Genomic DNA, 23,187 nt, shown 5'->3' with positions numbered 1-23,187 from the left:
CGGGAACCGGCTCTGTCCGGAACGGCCGCCATCGGGTAGCGTTTCGCACAGCTTTCGACCGTACGACCACACACGGGGGCTCGACAGGCGTGTGGCCTCGAGGGGGTGGAGAACTTCCGTGAACGCTGTGGGAAAGGAATCCGGGGCGGCATTCGTCCGGCCCGCCGACGTGATAAAGCGTCGCATCGATGCGGATCCGGATATTCCCACCGCGGTGGCCGCGCTCGTCCGCGCGGCCCTCGACCCGCCGCCCGGCTCCGCCGAATCGATGGCGAGCGCAACGGGTTCCGTCCTCGACGGTGTCTTCCTGCGCACCATCCGGGTGGGCGGGTTCCGTGGTATAGGCCCGGAGACCACGCTCGAATTGCCCACCGGCCCGGGGCTGACACTGGTGACCGGCCGCAACGGCAGCGGGAAATCGAGTTTCGCCGAAGCCGCGGAACTCGCGTTGACCGGCGGAAATCGCCGCTGGGACGGCCGCTCGACCGCGTGGCGCGAGGGCTGGCGCAACCTGCACCGGTCCGGCCCGGTCCGGGTGGAACTGGAACTGCGGACCGACGGGCCGGAACCCGCGCTGACCGTGGCCCGGGAATGGGACGCCGAAGAACCGCTGCCGGGCGGCACCTGGACCCAGCGGCGCGGGGACGGGCCCGAGCAGGTGTTCGCGAGCGGTGACTGGGCGCTGCCCCTGGAGTTGTATCGGCCGTTCCTGTCCTACAGCGAACTCGGCGCGCTGGTGGACGGGAAGCCCAGCGAACTGTTCGACGCGCTGCACCAGTTGCTCGGCCTGGACGAACTGATCGTCGCGCACGAGCGGATCCGGGTCCGCCGCCTGGACCTCGAGCGCGCAGCCCGGACCGCGCGCCGGGACAGGCAGACCCTGCTGACCGAACTCGCCGAGGTCGCCGATCAGCGCGCGCGGCGCGCGGTCGCGCTGTTGCGCGAGCCGGCCCCGGATATCGGCGCGCTCGAGGCGCTGGTAGGCGATACCGCCGGTGGGCCGGAACCGGCCGCCTTGCGGGCGGTACTGGCCCTGAAGTTACCGTCGGCCGAGCGGATAGCGGCGCTGGCGGCCCGAATCGCCACCGCGGCTGCCGCGGTCGCCGCGGCGACCGCACCCGAGGTCGCCGCGGACCTGCGCGTCCTCGAGGTGCTGCGCGCCGCGTACACGCACGTCACCACGCACGGGCGGCCCGGGACGCCCGACACACGTCCCGCCGGTCCACTGTTCTCCGCAGCCGGCACACGGACGGGTCCGGATACCGACGAGCACAGCACCACGCCCTGCCCCGTATGTGGGGGCGGCACGCTGGATCGGCAGTGGTTGCTCGATACCGCGGCCGCGATCGCCGGACTGTCGCTACGGACGGCCGATCTCGTCCGGGCGCGCGACGAGCTCACCCGGGCGTTGGCGGAGCTGCGGGTGCTCACGGGCGAGCTCCCGCCGGCACTGGCCGCGGCCGATACCGCAGGCCTGGACACCGTGACACTGGGCGAGGTATGGGCCCGCTGGGTGGGGCTGCCCGAATCGGAAGATCCGGGGGAACTGCCCGATCGGTTGCGTGCCGTGCACGAGCATTTGTCCGCCGAACTGGATTTCGTCCAGCGGTGCGCCGGTAAGGAACTGGATCGGCTCGACGAGGCATGGGCGCCGTTCGCGCCGCGCCTGCGGGCCTGGCTCGAACTCACCGGCACGGTCGCGGCGCAGGCCGCGGAACGACAGACCGCCCGCGCGGCCGAAGAGTGGTTGAAAGCGGCCACCGCGCGGGTGCGTGACGAGCGGCTGGCCCCGCTGGCCGGGACGGCCCGGTGGGTGTGGCAGACCCTGCGCCAGCAGAGCAGCGTCGAACTCGGCGGCATCCATCTGCAGGGCAACGCGAACAGCGCGCGCCGGGTGCAGTTGGAGGTCACCGTGGACGATGTGGACGGCGCCGCGCTCGGGGTGATGAGCCAGGGTGAGCTGCACGCGCTCGGCCTGGCCCTGTTCCTGCCGCGTGCGACCGTCGCGGCGAGCCCGTTCCGGTTCGTGGTGATCGACGATCCGGTGCAGGCGATGGATCCCGCGAAGGTGGACGGGCTGGCCCGGGTGCTGGCCACCGTCGCCTGGGAGCGGCAGGTGGTGGTGTTCACCCACGACGACCGGCTCGCCGAGGCGGTACGCCGGATGCAGATCGACGCCCGGATCGTCGAGGTGCAGCGCCGGGAACGCTCGGTGGTGGAGATCCGGCTGTCCAGCGACCCCGTCCACCGCTACCTCGACGACGCGCGCGCGCTGCTGCGAACCCCGCAGCTGCCCCGGGCCATCGCCGACGAACTCGTCGCGACCTGCTGCCGTTCCGCGCTGGAGGCGGCGAGTCTGGCCCGGGCCAAGCGGGTGCTGCTGGCCAGCGGTATGGATCACCGGGAGGTACAGCGACGGATCGACCGGGCCCAATCGACCCGGGCGATGGTCACCCTCGCGGTGCTGGGGCCGGGACGCCGGATCGAGGACCTGAACAAACAGCTGGCCAAGGAGGGGCGCTGGGCGGTCGAGGTCGTGCGCGATGCCACCGCCGGTGCCCATGTCCCGATCGACCGCGATCTCGCCGAGCTGATCGCCGATACCGAACGTTTCGCCGAGTGGCTGGCGGGGTGAGCGGACGCCGGGGCCGGGGCTCGGGGCGGCGCGGGGGTGGCGGCCGCGGCTTTCGGACCGACGGCCGGCCGGTACGGTCCGGCCCCACCGGTGACCCCGGCCCGCGGCCCGGTATCGGGGAAAGGCTGGCGGTGGTCGACCGGCTGCTGGACGGTTCGGTGCCCGCCGCCGGCGGTGTCTGGTCACGCGCGACCGCGTGGATTCTGCGAATCGCGCTCGAACAGTCGGTGGACGATCTGTGGTCGCGGACCGAACCCGACCTCGCACGCTGTCCGATGCGGGCCCAGCTGCTGGCGCTGCGCGTGGTGACCGACCCGCTCACCGCCGCCCGGATCGCCGCCCTGTGGACCGCGCTGTCGCATGCCACCCATCACCACGACTACGAGCTCGCGCCCGGTGTCACCGAGCTGCGCCGCTGGCGCGACGACACCGTCCGGATCGCCACCGAACTGGCCGCCGTATCCGGATGAGCGGGCGGTGTCCGAGGTGGCCGGCGCCCGCCGGGCACAATCGGGAGGTGGACGATACGAAGCCGTGCCCTTGCCGCCACGGCGATATCTTCGGTGAATGCTGCGGACCGCTGCTGGCAGGTCGCCCGGCGCCCACCGCCGAAGCGCTGATGCGGTCCCGGTTCACCGCCTTCGCGGTGGGCGATACCGGCTACCTGCTGCGTACCTGGCACGCCGGTACGCGGCCCGCCGAACTCGGGCCGGACCCTGCCCGACGCTGGCTGTTCGTGGAGATCCTGCACGCGTCCGGGGGCGGTCCGTTCGACGAATCCGGGACCGTCGAATTCACCGCGCATTATCGGGATCCGGGTGGCCGGGGCCGGTTGCACGAGATCAGCCGATTCCTGCGGGTCGATGGATGCTGGCAGTACGTGGACGGGGAGGTCGACCGATGGTGACCGGCCGGGCCGGTCGCCCGGCCACCCGTCGGGTCCGCCGGTAATGTACCTGTCGTGTCGCGTATCGCCATCGAATACTGCACCCAGTGCCGTTGGCTGCTGCGTGCGAGCTGGATGGCCCAGGAACTGCTGACCACTTTCACCACCGATATCGGCGAGGTCGCGTTGATCCCCGGCGAGGGTGGCGTCTTCCGCATCACGGTCGACGACACCCAGGTGTGGGAGCGCCGGGCCGATGGGGGATTTCCGGATATCGCGGTACTCAAACAGCGGGTCCGCGATCGGATCGCCCCGGAGCGCGATCTCGGCCATATCGACCGCGGCAGCGCGGATCCTCGCGTCGCGGAATGACCCGTGCGCCGGGCCGCCGCAGTGGAGACGCGCCGCGACCGGCCGGGCCGCGGGGTGGCGACCCGGCCCGGGACGCGGGATCAGGCGCAGCAACCGCCGCCGCAGCAGCCACCGCCGGTAGGCGCGGCGGGCGCGGCGACGGCCGGGGCGGCCGCGCGGCCGGTGGTCGCGAAGGTGGTCAGCAATTTCACCGTGTCGTCGTGGCCGTGCGGGCAACGGGCCGGATTCGACGCCTGCGCCATCGGGCGGTTGATCTCGAACGTGTCGCCGCAGCTGCGGCAGCGGAACTCGTAACTCGGCATGGCCGAATTCTAGAGCGGGCCGACGGCCCATTTTCGCGATGCAACGCGACATTTTTGAAACTGAAGTGTAACCACTTCGGTCGTACCCTCGAATGCACAGGTAGAGGAGGTCTGTGATGAACGTCCAGTGCTTCGAGGTGACGCCTGGGGTGGGCGACGAGGGCGGCCCGGTGGCGCGGACCCAGTTCGGTGCGGTCCGGGGTAGCCGGGAGGGCGCGGTATCGGTCTGGCGGGGTGTTCCGTATGCCGCCGCAGTCGCCGGACCCCGTAGGTTCCGGCCGCCGCGGGCCCCGGAGCGCTGGGATGGCGTCCGCGACTGTCTGGTCGCCGGGCAGATCGCGCCGCAGGATATGGCCAACACGGTGCCCATGGACCGCTCGCTGACCATGGGCGAGGACTGCCTGTGGCTCAATATCTGGGCGCCGGCCACCGCGTCGGAGGAGCCGCGGCCGGTGATGGTGTGGCTGCACGGCGGCGCGTACTGCCTCGGCTCCGCGGCCCAGGGCGTCTACGACGGTCGCCACCTGGCCGAGACCGGTGACGTGGTGGTGGTGACGGTGAACTACCGGGTGGGCGCGTTCGGGTTCCTGGACCTGTCGTCGCTGTCCGACGAGTTCGTTCCCAATCTGGGCCTGCTCGACCAGCTCGCGGCGCTGGAATGGGTGCGCGACAATATCGGCGCCTTCGGTGGTGACCCGGGCAATGTGGTCCTCTTCGGGGAATCCTCCGGGGCCGGCTGTGTCACGGCGCTGCTCACCGCGCCGCGGGCCGCCGGCCTGTTTCAGCGCGCCATCGCGCAGAGCCCACCCGCCACCACCGTGTACGGGCAGGAACGCGCGGCCGGGGTGGCCGAACGTTTCCGTGAACTGATCGACCTGCCCCGCGCCCGGATCGGCGAACTGCTCGAATGCCCGCTCGAACGGATCGTGCGAGCCGCCGCGGTCCTGATCGACGAGGTACCGCTGCAGGCGCCCGGCACCCTGGCCGCCGCCCCGGTCGTCGACGAGGATCTGCTTCCCGGGTATCCCACCGACCGCTTCCGGGACGGGCGGTCACACCGGGTACCGCTCATCATCGGCACCAACAAGGACGAGGCGTCGCTGTTCCGGCTGTTCCGGTCGCCGATCATGCCGGTGACCCCGCAAGCGGTGAACGCCATGCTCGAACAGGTCCAAGCCGGGCATCCCGGGCTGACCGCGGAACGACTCGCCGAGATCACCGCGGTGTACCCCGATCTGGCGAAGCCGCGGGGTGCGCTGGCCATGTCCACCGACGCGGCGTTCCGGATGCCGGCCCTGTGGGTGGCCGACGGTCACGCCCAGCACTCACGGACCTGGATGTACCGCTTCGACCACGCCACGCCCATGCTGCGGGCCGCCCGCGTCGGCGCCGGTCACGCCACCGAGCTGCCGTACGTGTTCGGCAACTTCGGCACCTTCGACCACGACCCCACCTTCTGGCTCGGCGGCCGTAAACAGGCCGCCGAGGTCTCGGGCCGGATGATGCGCCGCTGGCTGGCCTTCGCCGCCCACGGTGTCCCGGCCGCGCTGGACGGATCGAAACACTGGCCCCCCTACCATCCGGAATCGCGGGACACACTGCTGATCGATTCGATCGACCGAGTGGTGCCGGACCCCGAGGGCGACCTGCTCACCGCCTGGGGGGAACGCGCCGTCGGCTTCGCGTAACCACTACACGTCGGTGGAAAAGCGGATCCCGCCGTCGGGGATCTCCACTCCCGGCCACACCCGGGCGCCGCGCAGCAGTTCGCAGCGGGCACCCACGCTGGCACCGTCGCCGATCACTCCGTCGCGGACCAGGGCGCGGGGGCCGATGCGGGCGCCGAAACCGATGATGGAGCGTTCCACCGTGGCTCCGGCCTCCACTTTGGCGCCGTCGAACAGGATGGCGCCGTCGAGGCGGGCACCGGCGCCCACTTCCGCGCCGCGGCCCACCACGGTGCCGCCGATGAGCAGAGCGCCCGGGGCGATCCCGGCGCCTTCGTGCACGAGGGATTCGCCGCGCTGACCGGGCAGCGCGGGGGAGGGGGCGATACCGCGGACCAGGTCCGCGGAACCCCGGACGAAGTCCTCCGGAGTGCCCATATCCCGCCAGTACGAGGTGTCGACGTGACCCTGGACACGAGCGCCCTCGGTCAGTAGCGCGGGGAAGACTTCGCGCTCCACCGAGACCGGGCGCCCGGCCGGGATCTTCTCGATGTATTCGCGCCGGAAGACGTAGCAGCCGGCGTTGATCTGGTCGGTCGGCGGGTCCTGGGTCTTCTCCAGGAAGGCCGTGACCCGGCCGTCGGCGTCGGTCGGTACGCAGCCGAAGGCGCGCGGATCGCTGACCCGCACCAGGTGCAGGGTGACGTCGGCCCGGGTCTTCTCGTGGGTCTCCAGGATGGATGTCAGGTCGGTGCCGCCGAGGACGTCACCGTTGAACACCATGACGTTGTCCGCGGTGAGCCGGGACAGCACGTTGCGGATACCGCCGCCGGTGCCCAGCGGTTCGGTCTCGGTGACGTATTCGAGCTCCAGGCCGAATTCGGCGCCGTCACCGAAGTATTCCTCGAAGACCTCGGCCTTGTAGGAGGTGCTGAGCACCACATGGGTGATGCCCGCGCCCGCGATCCGGGTCAGCAGATGGGTCAGGAACGGCAGCCCGGCTGTCGGGAGCATCGGCTTGGGCGCCGACAGGGTCAGCGGCCGCAGCCGTGTCCCCTTTCCGCCGACCAGAATCACCGCGTCAGCGCCTGCTTGTGATGCCATGGAGCTCCCTTGTTCCCATCCGATCATCGACCCGGCACGGTAACGGTCGGTTGTCTATCCGGCCTGCTCCCGATCCCGTGCACGCAGAGCGGATCGAACCGCAATCCGGCAGCGCACCGCAAGTCCGGCCTTCAGTGCCCAGCGCAGCGGGGCCTGCCACCAGTGCGGATGCCGGTCGGCCTGGAAGCGGTAGGCGCTGGCGTGGTGGGCGGGCAGCATCTTCTCGGGGTGGCGTCCGGCCGCGTGCCCCTTGGCGTGGGTGACCTCGGCGTCGGGTACGAAGACGTTGTGCCAGCCGGCCCGGCCCATCCGGTCACCGAAGTCGACGTCCTCCATGTACATGAAGTACCGCGAGTCGAAGCCCTCGATCGAATCGAACGCCGCGCGCCGCACCAGCAGGCACGATCCGGACAGCCAGCCGACGGTGCGTTCGGAGATCTCCTCGTTCTCCTGACGGTAGCGCCGGGTCCACGGGTTGGTCTTCCAGACGGCGCCGAGGATCGCGTGACCCGCGCCGTCCATGATCCCGGGTACCGAGCGGGCCGAGGGGTAGACGCTGCCGTCGGGTTCGCGGACCTTGGGCCCGATGGCGCCGGCCCGGGGCCAGCGCTGGGCCGCTTCGAGCATGATGTCGATGGAATCGTTGCCCCACCGGATATCCGGGTTGGCGATCAACACGTATTCGAGTTCGGGGTCGAGTTCGGCGACGGCCCGGTTGATGGCGCCGCCGTATCCGATATTGCCGCCGGTCGGTAGGAAGCGCACATGGGCATTGGCGTCGGCCACGAGTTCGGGGACACCGTCGGTGGAGCCGTTGTCGGCCAGGATGACCTGCGGCTTCTCCGCGGTGGCCGTGGCCAGGGTGCTGATGAAATGCTCGAGATGTTCGCCCGGCGAATAGGTGACCGTGACCACGGCCAGACGTGGCCGGTCGTGCGGGGTATCGGAAGCGCTCACAGCGCACCACCCTAACGGGCGGCCCGGTTCAGTGCCTCGGTCAGCGCGGATTCCCACGGGCGCAAAGGTGTCAGTCCGGCGTCGCGCCAGGCGGTCCCGGACAGCACGGAGAAAGCGGGCCGGGTGGCGGGCCGGGGAAATTCCGCGGTGGTGCACGGCCGGACCCGCTCGGGGTCGGCGCCGATACCGGCGAATACCGCGCGGGCCAGGTCGTACCAGCTGGCCCGGCCGGAGTTCGTGGCGTGCAACACAGGAGGTGCCGAGGGTGTCGCGGCCAGTTCGAGCAGCCCGGCGGCTAGGTCGGCGGCGAAGGTGGGGGAGCCGATCTGGTCGTTCACCACGGAGACGGTGTCGCGTTCCTTTTCCAGCCGGCGCATGGTGGCCACGAAATCGGTGCCGGTCCCGGCGTACACCCAGGCCGTCCGCACGATATGGGCCTGGGGGCACAGGTCACGCACCGCGCGTTCCCCGGCGAGTTTGGAGCGGCCGTACACCGTGGTGGGCCCAGTGGGATCGGACGGTTCGTAGGGGCGTTCGGCGGTACCGGGGAAGACGTAATCGGTGGAGAGTTGGATCAGCCGGGCGCCGGCGCGCGCGCAGGCCGCGGCCAATACCGCCGGGCCGGTCTCGTTGGCGGCGAAGGCGGCTCCGGGCTCCGATTCGGCCCGGTCGACCGCGGTGAACGCGGCACAATTGAGAACGATATCGCCGGGCCGGACCACTGATTCCACCGCTGCCCGATCGGTGATGTCGAGCCGGGACCGGGTGAAGGCACGGACAGCGGGTATCCGCCGGAGTAGTTCACCACCCACCTGACCACCCGCCCCGGTGACGAGGAGACGGTCGGCTACTTCGGTTGCGGGCGGTAGAACGGCGTTCACCGGCCCAGTCTGGCACGCCGTCGGTCGCCGAATCGGGGTCACCCGGGCTGCTGTTGGTTAGCCTGCGTGGTGCGGAAGGTGTTTCGACGGCATACGCGAAGTGGGTCGGGGTCCTCGACCGATCCGTAAGGGGAGAGGAAGTCCAAGGTGGCGCAGCGTGGGGAGCCGACGTTGTGGAGCCCGGTGCGGGTCCTGGTCGCATCAGTTGCTCTGATGGTGCTGGTGGCGACCGGGTTCGCTTGGCGCGGGGTGGATTCCCTGGTCTCGAATATCGAGCGGATCAGCGATCTGGGCCTGGGCGGGCATACCGACGGCGCGGTCGACATCCTGCTCGTCGGCGTGGATTCGCGCACCGACGCCAAGGGCAACCCGCTCACCGACGCCGAGCGGGCCATGCTGCACGCCGGTGACGAGATAGGTACCAATACCGACACCATCGTGCTGGTACGTGTGCCCAACGACGGCCGCTCGGCCACGGCCATCTCGATTCCCCGCGACGCCTACGTCGCTATCCCGGGCCTGGGGAAAGGCAAGATCAATTCCGCCTACGGGGTCACCAAACAGACCGTGCAGGACGATCTGCTCGCCGAGGGGGTCTCGGCGGAGGATGCCGAGGAACAATCGACCCAGCGCGGGCGCCAGGCACTGATCGAATCGGTGGCCGGGCTGACCGGGATCACCGTCGACCACTACGCCGAGGTCTCACTGCTCGGGTTCGTCCTGCTCACCGATGCAGTGGGCGGGGTGGACGTCTGCCTACGCCATGCGGTCGACGAACCGCTCTCGGGGGCGTATTTCCCGGGTGGGCGGCAGAAGCTCGACGGTCCCCAGGCACTGAGCTTCGTGCGGCAGCGCCACAATCTCGAACGCGGTGACCTGGATCGCATCGTGCGCCAGCAGGTGTTCATGGCCCAGCTGGTCCATCAGGTCGTGAGCGCCGATACGTTGAGCAACCCGAGCCGGTTGCGGGAACTCAGCGACGCGGTGGGGCGCACCGTCGTACTCGACGAGGGCTGGGATCTGATCGGTTTCCTGAATCAGCTCCAGGACCTCACTGCCGGGGAGGTCACCTTCGAGACCGTTCCGGTCGCCGATCTCAACGGCACCACCACCAACGGGGAATCGGTGGTCCGTGTCGATCCCGACGAGATACACGACTATGTCGCGGCGCTGGTCGGGGAGGAACCCACCGGCCGGCCCGAGACCGAGACGGCCACCCCGCAGGTGAACCCGGCGAATGTCGAGGTATCGGTGTACAACTCCAGCACGATCTCGGGTCTGGCGAACTCGGTCGCGCAGGAATTGCTCGGACTCGGTTACACCCGGGGGGCCGTGGGTAACTATTCCGGTGGGCCGGTGTCGCAGAGTCAGGTGCGTGCTCCGTCGGCGTCGGATCCGGGCGCGAAAGCGGTCGCGGACGCGCTGGGCGGGGTACCCGTCGTCGCGGATCCGTCGATTGCGACGGGAGCGGTGAGCGTGGTGCTGACGAGCGACTACGCTGGCCCCGGATCCGGTAGCGCAGACGTGATCGATTTCGGCTCTACGTCGACCTCGGCCACTCCGGTACCGCCCGCGCCGCCGATCGCGGCGGCCGAAGATGGACCCACCTGTGTGAATTGAGCGCCGAAAGCAGACGATGCGTGACATAGACCAGGCAACGACCCTTCCCGAAGCGGTGCTCGAGCCGATTCTGGACCGCGAACCGGCCGCCCCCCGCGTCACCTGGTACGACGATGCGACCGGCGCCCGGATCGAGCTGTCCGGGCTCACCCTCGCCAACTGGGCCGCCAAAACCGGCAATCTGATCCGTGACGAGTTCGGGCTCACCCCGGGCGCGCGGGTCGCGGTGCTGCTGCCCGCGCACTGGCAGACCGCGGCGGTCCTGCTCGGCTGCTGGTGGGCGGGAACCGAGGTGGTACTGCACGCCGACCCCGACGCGGAACTCGTTTTCGCCGCCGCGGACCGGCTGGCCGAGACCGAGGACGCGCCCGAGGTTGCGGCATTGTCGCTGGACCCGATGGGTGGGCCGGTCCGTGATCTGCCCATCGGGGTCACCGACTACGCGACCGCGGTCCGCGTGCACGGAGATCAGTTCCTGCCCGGCGGCACCGGTGCGGCCCTCGACGGTATGTCGGTCTCGGAGGTGCTCACCGAGGCTCGAAAATCCGCTGCCCGGCAGGGCTTCGCCGAAGGCGACCGGGTGCTCTCCAGCGCCGCCTGGGATACCCCCGCCGAATTGATCGACGGCTACCTCGCGGTGCTCACCGCGGGCGCCTCCCTGGTACAGGTGACCAATCCCGACCCGGCGCTGCGGGAGCGGCGGGTGGAAACCGAACGGGTCACCTGCATCCTGTGACGGGTCCTCTCCTACCACGGTAGGGCCGGAGTTTCCGACTCCGGCAGGTTCCCCGGCCGCCGCACGGTCCGTAGCGTTCGACGCGGTGGTACTCCGGTGCCGGTGGACATCGAACGCGACCGGACCGGCCGGCCGCCACCTGCCGCCGCCCGGGCCGCCGGGGGCGCGGCACCGGGAAGCCGTCGGCATGACAGGAGTGGGTGGGAATGAAACCGGAATACGTGTTCCGCTGGGTGAATCAGCACGGGCTGATTCGCGTCGCGAAGAAAGCGCAGCTGCGCCGGGGGGATCTGTTCGCCCGCCTCAACGGCGGACCCGAGGGGATCACGAACCCGTACCCGTTGCTCGAGGAACTACGCGGGGAGGGCGGAATACACCGCGCCGGGCCCCTGTGGATCACCATGGATCACGCGGTGGTCCGGGAAGTATTACGGGACAATCGCTTCGGGGTGGGTATGCCCGCGCTCGTCCGCCTGCCCGGATTCGCCCGCCGTGCCCTGGCGCGCCGCCCGATCCCGGCCAATCCCGTCGATCCGCCCTCCATGTTGATGATCGACCAACCCGAACACACCCGGATGCGCAAACCGGTCGCGGCGGCCTTCACTCCGCGGGCCATCGGCCGCCTGCGGGATCGGGTCGTCACGGTCACCGAGGAACTACTCGCCGCCCTGCCCGAGGACGCTCCGGCCGACCTGGTCGGCCGGTTCGCCGCGCAGGTGCCGATCGCCATCATCTCCGAAATGCTCGGGTTCCCCGACCGCGATCGACAGATGTTCCTGAGCTGGGGTGACGCCATCAGTCCGCTGCTGGATATCGGGATCTCCTGGCGCGCCCACGAACGCGCCATGCGCTCCTTCGAAGCGGTACAGGACTATCTGCTCGACCATATCGACCGGCTGCGCGCCGAACCCGGCGACGATATCCTCACCAGCCTGGTCCGCAAGGGCGAACTGTCCACCCACGAATTGTGCGCGTCGGCGACCCTGCTGATGGGCGCGGGTTTCGAGACCACGGTCAACCTCATCTCCAAAGGCATTGTGCTGCTGCTCGAACATCCCGAGCAGCGCGCCCGCCTCCTGGACGAACCGGAGCTGTGGCCCGGCGCGGTGGAGGAGATCCTGCGTTTCGATCCCCCGGTGCAGACCACCGCGCGGCTGGCGCGCGCCGACGTGGATATCGCGGGTAAGCGGTTGCGCGAGGGCACGACCCTGGTGCTGTCGCTGGCCGGTGCCAACCGCGATCCGGCGATGTTCCCCGAGCCGGCCCGCTTCGACATCACCCGCCCCAACGCCAAGGAACACCTCGGCTTCAGCAGCGGTATCCACGCCTGCCTCGGTGCGAGTCTGGCCCGGATGGAGGCGGCCCACGCCTTGCGCGCGCTCTTCGAACAGTTTCCCGACCTCCGGCTCGACGGCACGCCGCGGCGGCGGCAGTTGTACACCCTGCACGGCTACGAGACCCTGCCGGTCCACACCGGTCCCCGCGCCCGGGTCGGGCAGGCCATCGCCTGATCCGCGACGGTGATGTCACACTCGGCGCGCGCGAATCGTCGGATCGCTGTCGAAGAGTCATCGCATCGAGGAGAATCGGTATGTCCATCGAGATCAGCAATCCGGCCGGCCTGCACGATCCGGTCCCGTTCGGCTACAGCCATGTGGCTGTGACCAGCGGCGAACTGGTGTTCGTCGCCGGTCAATACGATTCCGACGGACAGGGCGCCACCACAACCGGTGATTTCGCCGGTCAAGTGGAGCGGGCATTCGCCAACCTGGGCACCGCGCTGCGTTCGGTAGGCCTGGATTTCGCCGATATCGCTCAGCTGCGCACCCATATCGTCGACCACGGCCCGGACAAACTGGCCGTGGTCGGCGCGAAAATCGCCGAGATCTGGGGCGACCGGCCGCCGGTCCAGACGCTGACCGGCGTCGCGGCCCTCGCGCTCCCCACAATGCTGTTCGAGGTGGACGCGGTGGCTGTCCGACCCTGAACCGTCCGAGAAGGCACAATCGGGGGATGGCGGATGTCGTAGTGGTAGGTTCTGGCCCCAACGGCCTCGCGGCGGCGGTGACCATGGCCGCCGCGGGGCTCGAGGTCGAGGTGTACGAGGCCGCGGATACCCTGGGCGGCGGCTGTCGGACCGCGGAGACGACCCTGCCCGGGTTCCGGCACGACGAATGCGCGGGCGCCCATCCCATGGCCCTGGCCTCCCCGTTCTTCCAGGCATTCGATCTCGCCGCGCACGGGGTCGAACTGCTCACCCCGGTGGCGTCCTATGCCCATCCACTGGATGGCGGTACTGCCGGGATCGCGTGGCGGGACCTGGAGCGGACAGTCGACGAACTGGGAGTCGACGGTAAGGCCTGGCGATCGCTGTTCGCACCGTTGATCCGGGACTGGCAGCACGTCGTACGTACGGCGATGTCGGATATGCGGCATATCCCCTTCAGCCCCGCCACCGTCCGGTTCGGCCTGCGCATGCTCGAACAGGGCTCCCCGCTCTGGAACACCCGTTTCCGTGACGGGATCGCGCCCGCGCTGTTCACCGGGGTCGCCGAGCACGTCATCGTCCCGCCCCGGCAGCTGCCCGCGGTGGGCGCGGGACTGCTGCTGGCCACTCTCGCCCACGCGGTCGGCTGGCCGGTGCCGCGCGGCGGCAGCCAGGCGATCATGGACGCGCTGGCCGCCGATCTGCGCCGGCGCGGCGGGCGGCTGTACACCGGCCATCGGGTGGACTCCCTGGCCGAATTCCCGACCGCGCGCGCGGTGCTCTGCGATATCGCCCCGGCCGAATTGCTCCAAATCGCCGGCGACCGTCTCCCCGCCGGATATCGCCGCCGGCTCGACCGTTACCGCTACGGCGGCGGTTCCTGCAAGGTGGATTTCGCACTGTCGGGGCCGGTGCCGTGGCAGGCACCCGGATGCGCCGAAGCCGGGACCCTGCATCTGGTCGGCAGCCGGGCCGAAGCGATGGCCGCCGAACACGCGGTAGCCGCCGGAATCCACACCGACCGCCCCTTCACCCTGGTCATCCAGCCCGGCGTGGTCGACCCGACCCGGGCCCCTGCCGGACAGCACACCCTCTATGCCTACGCCCACGTACCGCACGGCTCCGACCGTGACGTCAGCGAACTCGTGGCCGGTCAGATCGAACGATTCGCCCCCGGCTTCCGCGACCTCGTCCTCGCGAAACATGTACGGACGGCCGCCGAAATGCCCGCATACAACGCCAACTATGTCGGTGGCGATATCAACGCGGGAGCGATGACCCTCGCGCAAACCGTTTTCCGCCCGGTACCGCGCTGGAATCCGTACGGCACCGGGCTGCCCGGTGTGTACCTGTGTTCCTCGGCGACCCCGCCCGGCGGCGGCGTCCACGGTATGAGCGGCCTACACGCCGCCCGGCACGCGCTGCGCACGGTCTTCGGCGACCGCACCGACCCCTACCGGCTGCTCGCCGCGGACATCGCGCCGGATCCGGCGACCTAGGCCTCGCGCGCGGTCTCCCGATACAGGTCCGGTTCCAGATAGATGATCCGCGCGGCCGGGACCGCCGCCCGCACCCGGCTCTCCGCCGCATCGATACCCGCCGCGATCTGCGCGATATCCAGCCCCGGCGTCACCGCGACCTTCGCCGCCACCAGCAGCTCCTCCGGGCCCAGATACTGGGTCTTGATATGGATCAGGCGGTCGATGGTGGTCCCGTCCACCAGGTTCTCGCGAATCGCCCGGTCCTCCTCGGGAGTCGCGCCCTCACCGATCAACAGACTCTGCATCTCGATGATCAACACGATCGCGATCACACCCAGCAGGCCACCGATCGCCAGCGTGCCCACCCCGTCCCACACCGGATCGCCGGTCACCATCGTGAGTCCCACACCACCGAGCGCGAAAACCAGACCGATCAACGCGCCGGTGTCCTCCAGTAGCACCACCGGCAACTCCGGGCTCCGCGAATTACGAATGAACTGCCACCAGCTCGCCCGCCCTTTCAGCGGCGCCGACTCCTTCACCGCGGTGCGGAAACTGTAGCTCTCCAACGCGATAGCGATCACCAGGATCACCACGGCCACGATCGGCGAACTCAACTCCTCCGGATGCTGGATCTTGTGCACACCCTCGTAGAGGGCATACACCGAACCCAGCGTGAACAGCACCAGCGCCACCACGAACGAATAGAAATAACGGCTACGCCCGTACCCGAACGGATGCAGTTCATCGGCCTGCTGCTCGGCCCGGTTCTGCCCGAACAGCAGCAAACCCTGGTTGGCGGTATCGGCGACCGAGTGCACGCCCTCCGCCAGCATCGACGCCGACCCGGTGATCGCGGCACCCACGAACTTGGCCACCGCGATCCCGGCATTCGCCGACAACGCGGCGAGAATCGCCCGCTTACTTCCACCAGCCGACATCCGCCACCCTCCTGCTACTCCGATGCCCGAACCATTGGTCCGAAGCCACGCCGCGCCACAGCCTATGCTGTGTTGGATGGCGGCGCCTCCGGCGCCGCGGGACCAAGGAGGCCTCGACCCTTTCAGGGCCTCGTAAGACTCGGCACCGAGCGGGCGCTGCTATTCGTGAAGGTGACCAGATGCCAGGTCGGCCGGGCGGTCGAGTCGGCATCCGACCCGAACATCGAATGCCGACGCAACCCGCATGCGTTGAGTCTTACGAGACACCTCAAAGGGTTGAGGCCCGTCTCGCCGTTTCGGCCTCGAAGCGCATGCGCCGCAGGCGCGAGTCTCGAGGCCGAAACGGCGAGACCAAGGGGGCCTCAACCCCGCGCCGCCGCAGGTGGCGCCAATAAACACAGCACTTTTGCGAGTAGGCCCACTTCTCATCTTTGCGAGCAGGCCCACCTCTCACCTTTGTCGGCTGGGTTGACGCCGATCACCGCGGTAACACTGGGCAGACACCATGTCCCCGCCAAACACTCCGGCGCCCGAGTTCGTCCCCCGGACGGGCACTATCCGGTGGACCGGCTCCCCTGATTCACACGGCGCCGACGCAGGCGCAGAACAAGGTGGCGGGTTCGTCGGTGGCCTGGGCGCGAATATCCTTGTCCGTCGCCGAAATCCACGCGGCCGAGCCGCGGGCCAGGGTGACCTTCGAATCGCCGTCCAGTAGGCGGGCCGAACCGGCTGTGCAGAGCACGATGCCCGGGCCCGCGTCGGTCAGCGGCACGAGGGCGGATCCGGCGGTGAGGTCGAAACGGCGCAGCGCGAATTCGGGGGCCGGGGTGTCATAACGGACGGAACCGTCACCGGCGGGCTGGGGGAGGACCAGGGGCAGGTCGATCGGTTCGAAGTCCAGCACTTTCAGCAGCTCCGGAACGTCGACGTGTTTGGGGGTGAGCCCGCCGCGCAGCACATTGTCGGAGTTGGCCATGATCTCCACCGCCACGCCGTGCAGGTAGGCGTGCAGATTCCCGGCGGCGAGGAACAGGCCCTGACCGGGCTGCAGGGTGATCCGGTTCAGCAGCATCGCGGCCAGCACACCGGCGTCACCGGGATAGGCTTCGGCCAGTTCCAGCGTGGTGCGGGCTTCGGCGGCGAATTCCCGTTCGGAATTGGACAGGTATCGCACGCAGCCGTCCAGCACGGTCGGCAGCAGAGTGTCCAGTACGTTCGGCGGGAGGGTGATCCAGCTGGTGAACAGCGTCCGCAGGCCATCGGAATCGGGTTGTGCGGCAAGCAGGTCGGCGTACTGGGTGAGTTCGGCGACCTCCAGGGCACGGAAGAGATCCACCGTGCGCAGTGGGTCGCGGAATCCGGCGAGTGCCTCGAACCTTTCCAGCGCGACCACCAGTTCGGGTTTGTGGCTGTCGTCGCGGTAGTTGCGCATCGGGGAGTCGAGCGGTACCTGGGTGCGGTTCTCCCGGGCGAACCCGGACCGTGCCTGTTCCGCGCTCGGATGGGCTTGGAGCGACAGCGGTTCCTCGGCGGCCAGGATCTTCAGCAGGAACGGCAGCCGGTCACCGAACCGCGCGGCGGCCGCGCCGAGTTCCTCGTCCGGATTCTCCGACACCGCCTCCAGCAGCGACCGGGTGCCGTCGTCGATGCGCAGATAGGCCGGGTCGGCGGGATGGGCACCGAACCACAGTTCCGCTTCCGGGTGTGCCGACGGGACCTGGCGTCCGCAGAGTTCGGCGAGCGCGGTGCGTGAGCCCCAGGCGTACGAGCGCAGCGCACCCACGAGTTCGTGCACTAGTAGTGTCCCCCGTCGTAGCTGTCCGGATCGCTCGCCGCGATCGCCCGGCCGCCGATGAGCCGCAGATAGGCCGCTGCCATCTCCCAGCGCAACGCGAGCACCGCGAGACGGTCCAGTTCACCACCGATCGGTGTGGGTACCGGTTGGGGGTCCGCCGACCCGGCGCGGGCCGGGTCGGCGGGAATCGCTTCGAGTTCCGCGGTGACCAGGTCTGCGTCCACGGTGCCGCCGCCCGCTCCACCGAATACCGCGATCCGGCGGCGCGCCGCCATGAGATCGGAATCGGTGCTGCACAAGAAGATCCGCTTCTTCTCCACCGGCGGCGGACCGTCGAGTTGCTCGTCGTGGAACAGCGGATCGTAGTCGGGTGCGGCCGCGGTGGCGGCGTTCACCAGACGGGGTAGCGCGGTCACCGCGACAGCGAGATCCACCGCGGTCGCGGTGCGGCCCGCCGATTGCAACAGCACCTCGGCCGCGTGCAGCGCGAGCCCGGTGGTAGCTTCGCTGTCGCCGGCGAGGATGAGTCCGCGCTGTTGGGTCCGCGCGGCCAGATTCTTGGCGGGATTGTGGAAGACCTCATGCTGCGGGCCGTCGCGCAGGGCCTCGGTGTCGAGGACATCGGCCAGTTCGGCCAGTTCGGGCAGGAATGTGGCGCTGCGATGCCCGTCGATGGCCTGCAGGACCGCGATTCCGATGCCGAGATAGCGCAGCAGCCGGTTCTCGTCGAGTACTGGGATGCGGGGCGCGAGCAGCGCGGCCCGCCCGGCCGCGGCGGCGCGCAGCGGACCTTCGTCCGGTGCCGCCACGACCACCTCCGCGCCGCGGCGCAGCGCCCGGTCGACGGCGTCGATGAGCCGTGGATCGCCGGCGTCGTCGCCGGCCACCAGCACCACGTCCAGTGGGCCGGCCCAGGAGGGCACCGTGGTGACCTGGACCAGCGGCAGACCGGTCCGGTCGCCGAGAGTCGCGACGAGCAGTGCGGCGGCCCGGGTGGCCCGTCCGGGGCCGGAGACCAGCAGCAGACTCCGCGGGCGCAAACCGTCGAGCCGGGTGAGCGCCCCTTCCGCCACGGCTGCCGCGGTGGCACGCACCTGGGCACCACCGGACGCGGCCGACCGGAGGGCGCCGCCGGTATCGGCGGCTTCGAGCATTGCGGCATCGTCCAGATCGAGTACCGGGGTGTCAGCGATCATCGGGCGTGGCACCTCCCCTCATCGCGCTGTTGTCGGTCTCGGCCGCGACCGCCCGCGTTGTGGACACCGGGTCTGGAACGGGCGAATCCACGGTGTGTATTTCCACTATTCCAGTCAGGCGCGGACGATGCGCAGGATCTCGGTCACGAGTGCGTCTACTTCCTTCTGCGACCTGGCTTCGACGTTGAGTCGTAGCAGCGGTTCGGTATTGGAGGCGCGCAGGTTGAACCAGGCATGGTCCGGTAGTTGCACCGTGACACCGTCGAGCCGGTCCACCGAGACCGCGCGCCCGGCGAACTCGTCGAGCACGGCGCCGGTCCGCGCGGCCGCGTCGTCGACGGTCGAGTTGATCTCGCCGGAAGCGGCGTAGGCCGTGTAGGAGGCCATCAGCTCCGACACGGGCCGCTTGTCCTCGCCCAGGGCCGCCAGTACGTGCAGAGCGGCCAGCATGCCGGAATCGGCGCCCCAGAAATCCCGGAAATAATAGTGGGCGGAGTGCTCCCCGCCGAAGACGGCGCCGGAGCTGGCCATCAGCTGTTTGATGAACGAATGGCCCACCCGCGATCGCACCGGATTGCCGCCCAGCTCGGCCACCAGCTCCGGTACCGATCGGGAAGTGATCAGATTGTGGATGATGGTGGCCCCGGGCTCCTTGGCGAGCTCCCGTTCGGCGACCAGCGCCGTGATGGCCGACGGCGAGACGGGATCCCCCTGTTCGTCGACCACGAAGCAGCGATCGGCGTCGCCGTCGAAGGCCAACCCGATATCGGCGCCCGAATCGCGGACCAGTGCCTGCAGATCCACCAGATTCTTCGGATCGAGGGGATTGGCCTCGTGGTTGGGGAAGCTGCCGTCCAGCTCGAAGTACAGCGGTACGACCGTGACCTGCGGCAGTGCGCCGAGTACGGCGGGGACGGTATGCCCGCCCATCCCGTTGCCGGCGTCCACCGCCACGGTCAGCGGCCGGATACCGGCCAGATCCACCAGGTCGCGCAGGAACGCGGCGTAGTCGTCGAGCAGATCGATCTCGGTGGCGCCACCGGGCTCACCGGCGTACCCGGGTACGCCGGAGATCAACTCCGCGGCGATGGCCGCCAGACCGGTGTCCTGACCGACCGGCAGCGCTCGCGGACGGCACAGTTTGATGCCGTTGTAACGGGCCGGATTGTGGCTCGCCGTGAACATGGCGCCCGGGCAGTCGAGTCGGCCCGAGGCGAAATACAGCTCATCGGTGGACGCCAGCCCGATATGGACCACATCGAGTCCTTGGGCGAGCACCCCCTCGGCGAACGCCGCCACCAGCTCGGGAGACGAGGCGCGCATATCGTGCCCGACGACAATGCGCCGTGCCTGCTCACCCCGCATCAACCGGGCGAACGCGGCACCGGTGTCCCGGACGAAATCGGTATCGAGCTGGTCGGAGACCACACCGCGAATGTCGTAGGCCTTGATCACCGCGTTCACGGACTCGGCAGGGCGGGCGACTGTCATGGCGACTACCCTAATGCTTATGTTTGCGGCGTCGGAGTCGCCGCCGATAAGCGCAGCTCAGCTGGGGGGATCGGGGAGTACGCGCAGGTGGCCGCGGCGGCCGGTACGGGTCGGGCGGGGCGGCGGGGTGTGGTCGCGGTAGCCGCGCTGGTCGGGTTCCGGCGGGCGGCGGCGTAGCCCGGCCTCGCGGACGGCCTCGGCGAGGGCGGTCAGATCGTCGTCGTCGGGGCTGGTGGAGAAGCCGCCTTCGTGCCGGACCATATCCCAGCCCTTGGGGGCGGTGATCCGGGAGGCGTGGGTTCCGCAGAGGTCCCAGGAATGAGGTTCGGCCACCGTCGCCAGCGGGCCCACCACCGCGGTGGAGTCCGAGTAGACATAGGTCAGCGTCGCGACGGCCGGATTCTTGCAGCCGGGGCGGCAGCAACGACGCATGGAGATCACGTCGATGAGCGTAACCCGCCGCACCGACGCGAGTGGGGTAGACACGCTCATGGATCCACTCGCATACGGCGCGCCGCAGTGTGATTCGTGTCTATTTGCCCCGCCTCCGGCGGGGCGGGGTCGAGGCTGTGTTTTTGCGCGCCTGCGGCGCATGCGATGTGCGGTGGGCCGGTTCATAGAGTGCGACCATTGAGCACCTTCGGCCAAGGCGCCGCCAAAAACACAGCACCTTTGCGAGCAGTTCACACCCTCACCTTCGCGAGTGAGTCCACACCCTCGCCTTCGCAAGCGAGCCCGCCCCTCACCGCCGGGGTTCGGTCCGATGCGGTTCGTTGGTCCGACCGATCCACCGGTACGGAAGGTGGCGCCGTCGACAGCCCTATTCCGGGTCCGGGTCTATGACGTCCGGGTCGACACCGAGGTAGGTGGCGATCTGTTGGACCAGTACTTCGCGCAGCAGTTCCACCAGGTCCTCCGGATCGCCGGCGCGCAGTTCGAGGGGTTTACGGAACAGCACCACTCGTGCGCGGATGGGGGTGCCGTGCCGGTCGACGCCGGCGGGGATGAGCCGGGACAGCGGGACCGGGCCGTCGGCGACGACCTCGTCCGGCCAGGTGACCGAATCCGGGTGCAGTGGACGTATTTTGGGTACGTCGTCGACGGCGATATCGAGTTTGGTGAGCCGATCGTGCCAGCGGGTGTCCAGGGGCGCGAAGGCTTCCAGTACCAGCCGGTCGAATTTCTGGCCCCTGGTGCGCCAGGCCGGGACGGTCGGCGGCAGCATCGGTCCGCGGACACCGCGGCCGCGACGGCTGACCGACCGGGCGGTCGGGGGTCTGCGGTTGCGGGATCGTGCCATGACCATGAACGTTAGTCAGTGAGCGCCGATCGCGACGGCCCGCCCCGGCCACATACTCCGGGGCGCACCGACGCGAGCGGTGTCGTCAGCCGATACCGCGCTTGAGGCGCCGGCGCTCCCGCTCCGACAGGCCGCCCCAGATTCCGAAGCGCTCATCGTGCGCGAGCGCGTATTCCAGGCATTCGTCACGGACCTCGCATCCCATGCAGATGCGTTTGGCCTCGCGGGTGGAGCCACCCTTCTCCGGGAAGAAGGCCTCCGGGTCTGTCTCCGCGCACAGTGCGCGTTCTTGCCATTGTTCTTCGATGGAGCCGAACATCTCGTCGAAACCGGTCACGATCAGGCTGAGCCGGGGTGTCGATTCACGCTCACTCCGATCAGGTCCGGACCAGCCGTTGTCAACAGCGACGCCTCGTGCTGCGCCTGCTGTGGAATCGGTTCGCGATACACCCACCGGAATGCCGGCCGGGGCCAGATCATCGGCCATCGCTCCGCCTCCTCACTGTGTGTTAGCGCAGAAAGAATTCATTTCCGTCGATCAACGCGCATACCGACGGCCAAACTCCGCGACGTTGTCTCGCGGACTTCCCCGAGCCTGCCATTCCAATTCGAACATCCGTTCGAGTTTCCGTACGCGCCTTGTACTTCCCGCGCGACCCGGAATGACATGTCTGTGATTAGACACGCCGCCTGCAGTGATGGTCAAGCCACCGTCACTATTCCGTTACTATCCCGCGCGGCATTCCGAGTCGATCTTGTGACCCGAATAGCAAATGAGCGGCAAATATAGCGGAAGGCGCACCATTTCCGACGCGGCATAGTGTGTACAGATGTGACTTCACAACAAGCGGACAGCGCACCCGCCAATGGCCCCCGTATCGTCGTCCTGGTCGGCGGAGTCGGTGGCGCGCGGTTCCTGCTGGGCGTCCGGGAGCTCCTGCCCGAGGCGGAGGTTTCCGCCATCGTCAATGTGGGCGACGATGTTTGGATGCACGGGCTGAGAATCTGCCCCGACCTCGATACCTGCATGTATACGCTCGGCGGTGGAATCGACCCGGAGCGCGGCTGGGGCCGGTTGGGGGAAACGTGGCACGCCAAGGAGGAGCTCGCGAAATATCATGCCCAGCCCGACTGGTTCGGGCTGGGGGACCGGGATATCGCGACGCACCTGGTTCGTACCGAAATGCTACGCGCCGGGTATCCCCTCTCGGCGGTTACCGAAGCCCTCTGCAAACGATGGCAACCGGGTGTGAAACTCGTCCCGGCAACCGACGATCGCTGTGAAACGCATGTTGTTATCAGCGACCCGGAGAGCCCTGGCGAACGCCGCGCGATCCATTTCCAGGAGTGGTGGGTTCGCCACCGCGCCGCCGTCGAAACCCACGGATTCGCCACAATCGGGGCGGATGACGCCAAACCGGCACCGAATGTGACCGAACTCATAGCTGATGCCGATGTCGTATTACTCGCTCCCTCGAACCCCGTTGTCAGCGTCGGATCGATCCTCGCGGTGCCCGGAATTCGTGGTGCGCTGCGCACCACGAAGGCCCCGGTGATCGGGGTCTCGCCGGTGATCGACGGCAAACCGTTGCGCGGGATGGCCGACGAGTGCCTGTCGGTGATCGGTGTGGAGACGACGGCGGAGGCAGTGGGGCGCCACTATGGACCCCGTTCGGCCACCGGCATTCTCGACGGCTGGCTGATCCATACGACCGATACCGCCGAGGTCCCGGACGTACAGGTGCGCAGCGTTCCCCTTGTGATGACCGACCCGCCCACCACCGCCGAAATGGTGCGTGAGGCCCTCGATTTGGCAGGAGTGAAGCCGTGACCAGC

22 protein-coding genes are annotated in these 23,187 nt (G+C 69.1%); 11 read left to right on the top strand and 11 right to left on the bottom strand.

The annotated features are described in order from the left end of the window. Positions 1 to 118: 118 nt before the first annotated feature. From NGR01S_RS20770 to NGR01S_RS20755, 4 genes are all read left to right on the top strand, one after another. Positions 119 to 2,635: an AAA family ATPase gene (locus NGR01S_RS20770; protein ID WP_157107358.1), complete on the top strand. Its 2,517-nt coding sequence runs from the start codon at positions 119 to 121 to the stop codon at positions 2,633 to 2,635. Between the two features lie 131 nt (positions 2,636 to 2,766). Further along, positions 2,767 to 3,105: a hypothetical protein gene (locus NGR01S_RS20765; RefSeq protein ID WP_245664686.1), complete on the top strand. Its 339-nt coding sequence runs from the start codon at positions 2,767 to 2,769 to the stop codon at positions 3,103 to 3,105. Continuing rightward, complete coding sequence (locus NGR01S_RS20760; protein WP_084481506.1) at positions 3,102 to 3,542, top strand: YchJ family protein; 441 nt, start codon at positions 3,102 to 3,104, stop codon at positions 3,540 to 3,542. The genes NGR01S_RS20765 and NGR01S_RS20760 overlap by 4 nt, the downstream gene beginning before the upstream one ends. Positions 3,543 to 3,596: 54 nt before the next feature. After that, positions 3,597 to 3,893 (top strand): Rdx family protein, encoded by a 297-nt coding sequence (locus NGR01S_RS20755; protein ID WP_063039286.1) that lies wholly within the window; start codon positions 3,597 to 3,599, stop codon positions 3,891 to 3,893. An 80-nt stretch (positions 3,894 to 3,973) separates the two neighbouring features. Here NGR01S_RS20755 and NGR01S_RS20750 read toward each other — a convergent pair whose 3' ends face one another. Continuing rightward, entirely contained in the window at positions 3,974 to 4,195 is a 222-nt protein-coding gene (locus NGR01S_RS20750) for an FmdB family zinc ribbon protein (protein WP_063039284.1), read from the bottom strand. Between the two features lie 116 nt (positions 4,196 to 4,311). Here NGR01S_RS20750 and NGR01S_RS20745 point away from each other — a divergent pair, with 116 nt between their 5' ends. Next, positions 4,312 to 5,883, top strand: a complete 1,572-nt coding sequence (locus tag NGR01S_RS20745) for a carboxylesterase/lipase family protein (protein WP_063039282.1) — start codon at positions 4,312 to 4,314, stop codon at positions 5,881 to 5,883. 3 nt (positions 5,884 to 5,886) lie between these two features. Here NGR01S_RS20745 and manB read toward each other — a convergent pair whose 3' ends face one another. From manB to rfbD, 3 genes are read right to left on the bottom strand one after another with little or no spacing between them, the layout of a single operon-like run. Beyond that, entirely contained in the window at positions 5,887 to 6,966 is a 1,080-nt protein-coding gene (gene manB, locus NGR01S_RS20740; RefSeq protein WP_030523329.1) for a mannose-1-phosphate guanylyltransferase, read from the bottom strand. A gap of 54 nt (positions 6,967 to 7,020) precedes the next feature. After that, the gene (locus tag NGR01S_RS20735; RefSeq protein WP_063039280.1) at positions 7,021 to 7,923 is read right to left on the bottom strand and encodes a glycosyltransferase family 2 protein; all 903 of its coding nucleotides are present in this window, start codon (positions 7,921 to 7,923) and stop codon (positions 7,021 to 7,023) included. 11 nt (positions 7,924 to 7,934) lie between these two features. Continuing rightward, entirely contained in the window at positions 7,935 to 8,804 is an 870-nt protein-coding gene (gene rfbD, locus NGR01S_RS20730; RefSeq protein WP_063039278.1) for a dTDP-4-dehydrorhamnose reductase, read from the bottom strand. 213 nt (positions 8,805 to 9,017) lie between these two features. On the opposite strand from rfbD, the gene NGR01S_RS20725 reads away from it, so the two are divergent. The 5 genes from NGR01S_RS20725 to NGR01S_RS20705 all read left to right on the top strand — a co-directional run bounded on the left by NGR01S_RS20725 (position 9,018) and on the right by NGR01S_RS20705 (position 14,646). Beyond that, entirely contained in the window at positions 9,018 to 10,424 is a 1,407-nt protein-coding gene (locus NGR01S_RS20725) for an LCP family protein (protein WP_084481504.1), read from the top strand. A 16-nt stretch (positions 10,425 to 10,440) separates the two neighbouring features. Beyond that, positions 10,441 to 11,160 (top strand): TIGR03089 family protein, encoded by a 720-nt coding sequence (locus NGR01S_RS20720; RefSeq protein ID WP_063039274.1) that lies wholly within the window; start codon positions 10,441 to 10,443, stop codon positions 11,158 to 11,160. 206 nt (positions 11,161 to 11,366) lie between these two features. Then, positions 11,367 to 12,671 (top strand): cytochrome P450, encoded by a 1,305-nt coding sequence (locus NGR01S_RS20715; protein WP_063039271.1) that lies wholly within the window; start codon positions 11,367 to 11,369, stop codon positions 12,669 to 12,671. 80 nt (positions 12,672 to 12,751) lie between these two features. Beyond that, a complete protein-coding gene (locus NGR01S_RS20710; protein ID WP_063039270.1) occupies positions 12,752 to 13,147 on the top strand; it encodes a RidA family protein in 396 nt (131 codons plus the stop codon). A gap of 26 nt (positions 13,148 to 13,173) precedes the next feature. Beyond that, on the top strand, positions 13,174 to 14,646 hold the full coding sequence (locus NGR01S_RS20705) for a phytoene desaturase family protein (RefSeq protein WP_063039267.1): 1,473 nt from the start codon (positions 13,174 to 13,176) through the stop codon (positions 14,644 to 14,646). Here NGR01S_RS20705 and NGR01S_RS20700 read toward each other — a convergent pair. The 7 genes from NGR01S_RS20700 to NGR01S_RS31080 form a co-directional block, all read right to left on the bottom strand. Further along, positions 14,643 to 15,569: a cation diffusion facilitator family transporter gene (locus tag NGR01S_RS20700; RefSeq protein WP_063039266.1), complete on the bottom strand. Its 927-nt coding sequence runs from the start codon at positions 15,567 to 15,569 to the stop codon at positions 14,643 to 14,645. The two genes, NGR01S_RS20705 and NGR01S_RS20700, sit on opposite strands and share 4 nt — an antisense overlap. A 580-nt stretch (positions 15,570 to 16,149) precedes the next feature. Next, positions 16,150 to 17,364 (bottom strand): mannose-6-phosphate isomerase, class I, encoded by a 1,215-nt coding sequence (gene manA, locus NGR01S_RS20695; RefSeq protein ID WP_063039264.1) that lies wholly within the window; start codon positions 17,362 to 17,364, stop codon positions 16,150 to 16,152. After that, entirely contained in the window at positions 17,364 to 18,560 is a 1,197-nt protein-coding gene (locus tag NGR01S_RS20690) for a hypothetical protein (protein WP_063039261.1), read from the bottom strand. The genes manA and NGR01S_RS20690 overlap by 1 nt, the downstream gene beginning before the upstream one ends. A 114-nt stretch (positions 18,561 to 18,674) precedes the next feature. Next, on the bottom strand, positions 18,675 to 20,051 hold the full coding sequence (locus NGR01S_RS20685) for a phosphomannomutase/phosphoglucomutase (protein ID WP_063039259.1): 1,377 nt from the start codon (positions 20,049 to 20,051) through the stop codon (positions 18,675 to 18,677). Between the two features lie 57 nt (positions 20,052 to 20,108). Continuing rightward, positions 20,109 to 20,483: a DUF3499 domain-containing protein gene (locus NGR01S_RS20680; protein ID WP_084481536.1), complete on the bottom strand. Its 375-nt coding sequence runs from the start codon at positions 20,481 to 20,483 to the stop codon at positions 20,109 to 20,111. Between the two features lie 388 nt (positions 20,484 to 20,871). Continuing rightward, complete coding sequence (locus NGR01S_RS20675) at positions 20,872 to 21,351, bottom strand: metallopeptidase family protein (RefSeq protein ID WP_169811940.1); 480 nt, start codon at positions 21,349 to 21,351, stop codon at positions 20,872 to 20,874. Between the two features lie 85 nt (positions 21,352 to 21,436). After that, positions 21,437 to 21,670 carry a WhiB family transcriptional regulator gene (locus NGR01S_RS31080; RefSeq protein ID WP_039826355.1) on the bottom strand — a complete coding sequence of 78 codons (234 nt, stop codon included), beginning with the start codon at positions 21,668 to 21,670 and terminating at the stop codon, positions 21,437 to 21,439. A 513-nt stretch (positions 21,671 to 22,183) separates the two neighbouring features. On the opposite strand from NGR01S_RS31080, the gene cofD reads away from it, so the two are divergent. Further along, positions 22,184 to 23,182, top strand: a complete 999-nt coding sequence (cofD, locus tag NGR01S_RS20665; RefSeq protein WP_063039253.1) for a 2-phospho-L-lactate transferase — start codon at positions 22,184 to 22,186, stop codon at positions 23,180 to 23,182. The last annotated feature ends 5 nt before the right edge of the window (positions 23,183 to 23,187 follow it).

This window comes from Nocardia grenadensis NBRC 108939 (genome assembly GCF_001613445.1).
GTDB lineage: Bacteria > Actinomycetota > Actinomycetes > Mycobacteriales > Mycobacteriaceae > Nocardia > Nocardia grenadensis.
Note: the sequence above shows the minus strand (reverse complement) of the source record. Positions and strands in the feature narration are given on the sequence as shown.

Bases quoted from the DNA above. Each gene is read 5' to 3' on its own strand.
- NGR01S_RS20710 (WP_063039270.1), top strand. From the start codon at position 12,752: ATGTCCATCGAGATCAGCAATCCGGCCGGCCTGCACGATCCGGTCCCG.
- NGR01S_RS20720 (WP_063039274.1), top strand. From the start codon at position 10,441: ATGCGTGACATAGACCAGGCAACGACCCTTCCCGAAGCGGTGCTCGAG.
- NGR01S_RS20750 (WP_063039284.1), bottom strand. From the start codon at position 4,195: ATGCCGAGTTACGAGTTCCGCTGCCGCAGCTGCGGCGACACGTTCGAG.
- NGR01S_RS20680 (WP_084481536.1), bottom strand. From the start codon at position 20,483: ATGCGTCGTTGCTGCCGCCCCGGCTGCAAGAATCCGGCCGTCGCGACG.
- NGR01S_RS20715 (WP_063039271.1), top strand. From the start codon at position 11,367: ATGAAACCGGAATACGTGTTCCGCTGGGTGAATCAGCACGGGCTGATT.
- NGR01S_RS20745 (WP_063039282.1), top strand. From the start codon at position 4,312: ATGAACGTCCAGTGCTTCGAGGTGACGCCTGGGGTGGGCGACGAGGGC.
- NGR01S_RS20685 (WP_063039259.1), bottom strand. From the start codon at position 20,051: ATGACAGTCGCCCGCCCTGCCGAGTCCGTGAACGCGGTGATCAAGGCC.
- NGR01S_RS20705 (WP_063039267.1), top strand. From the start codon at position 13,174: ATGGCGGATGTCGTAGTGGTAGGTTCTGGCCCCAACGGCCTCGCGGCG.
- NGR01S_RS20690 (WP_063039261.1), bottom strand. From the start codon at position 18,560: ATGATCGCTGACACCCCGGTACTCGATCTGGACGATGCCGCAATGCTC.
- NGR01S_RS20760 (WP_084481506.1), top strand. From the start codon at position 3,102: ATGAGCGGGCGGTGTCCGAGGTGGCCGGCGCCCGCCGGGCACAATCGG.
- NGR01S_RS20700 (WP_063039266.1), bottom strand. From the start codon at position 15,569: ATGTCGGCTGGTGGAAGTAAGCGGGCGATTCTCGCCGCGTTGTCGGCG.
- NGR01S_RS20725 (WP_084481504.1), top strand. From the start codon at position 9,018: ATGGTGCTGGTGGCGACCGGGTTCGCTTGGCGCGGGGTGGATTCCCTG.
- NGR01S_RS31080 (WP_039826355.1), bottom strand. From the start codon at position 21,670: ATGTTCGGCTCCATCGAAGAACAATGGCAAGAACGCGCACTGTGCGCG.
- manB (WP_030523329.1), bottom strand. From the start codon at position 6,966: ATGGCATCACAAGCAGGCGCTGACGCGGTGATTCTGGTCGGCGGAAAG.
- NGR01S_RS20675 (WP_169811940.1), bottom strand. From the start codon at position 21,351: ATGGCACGATCCCGCAACCGCAGACCCCCGACCGCCCGGTCGGTCAGC.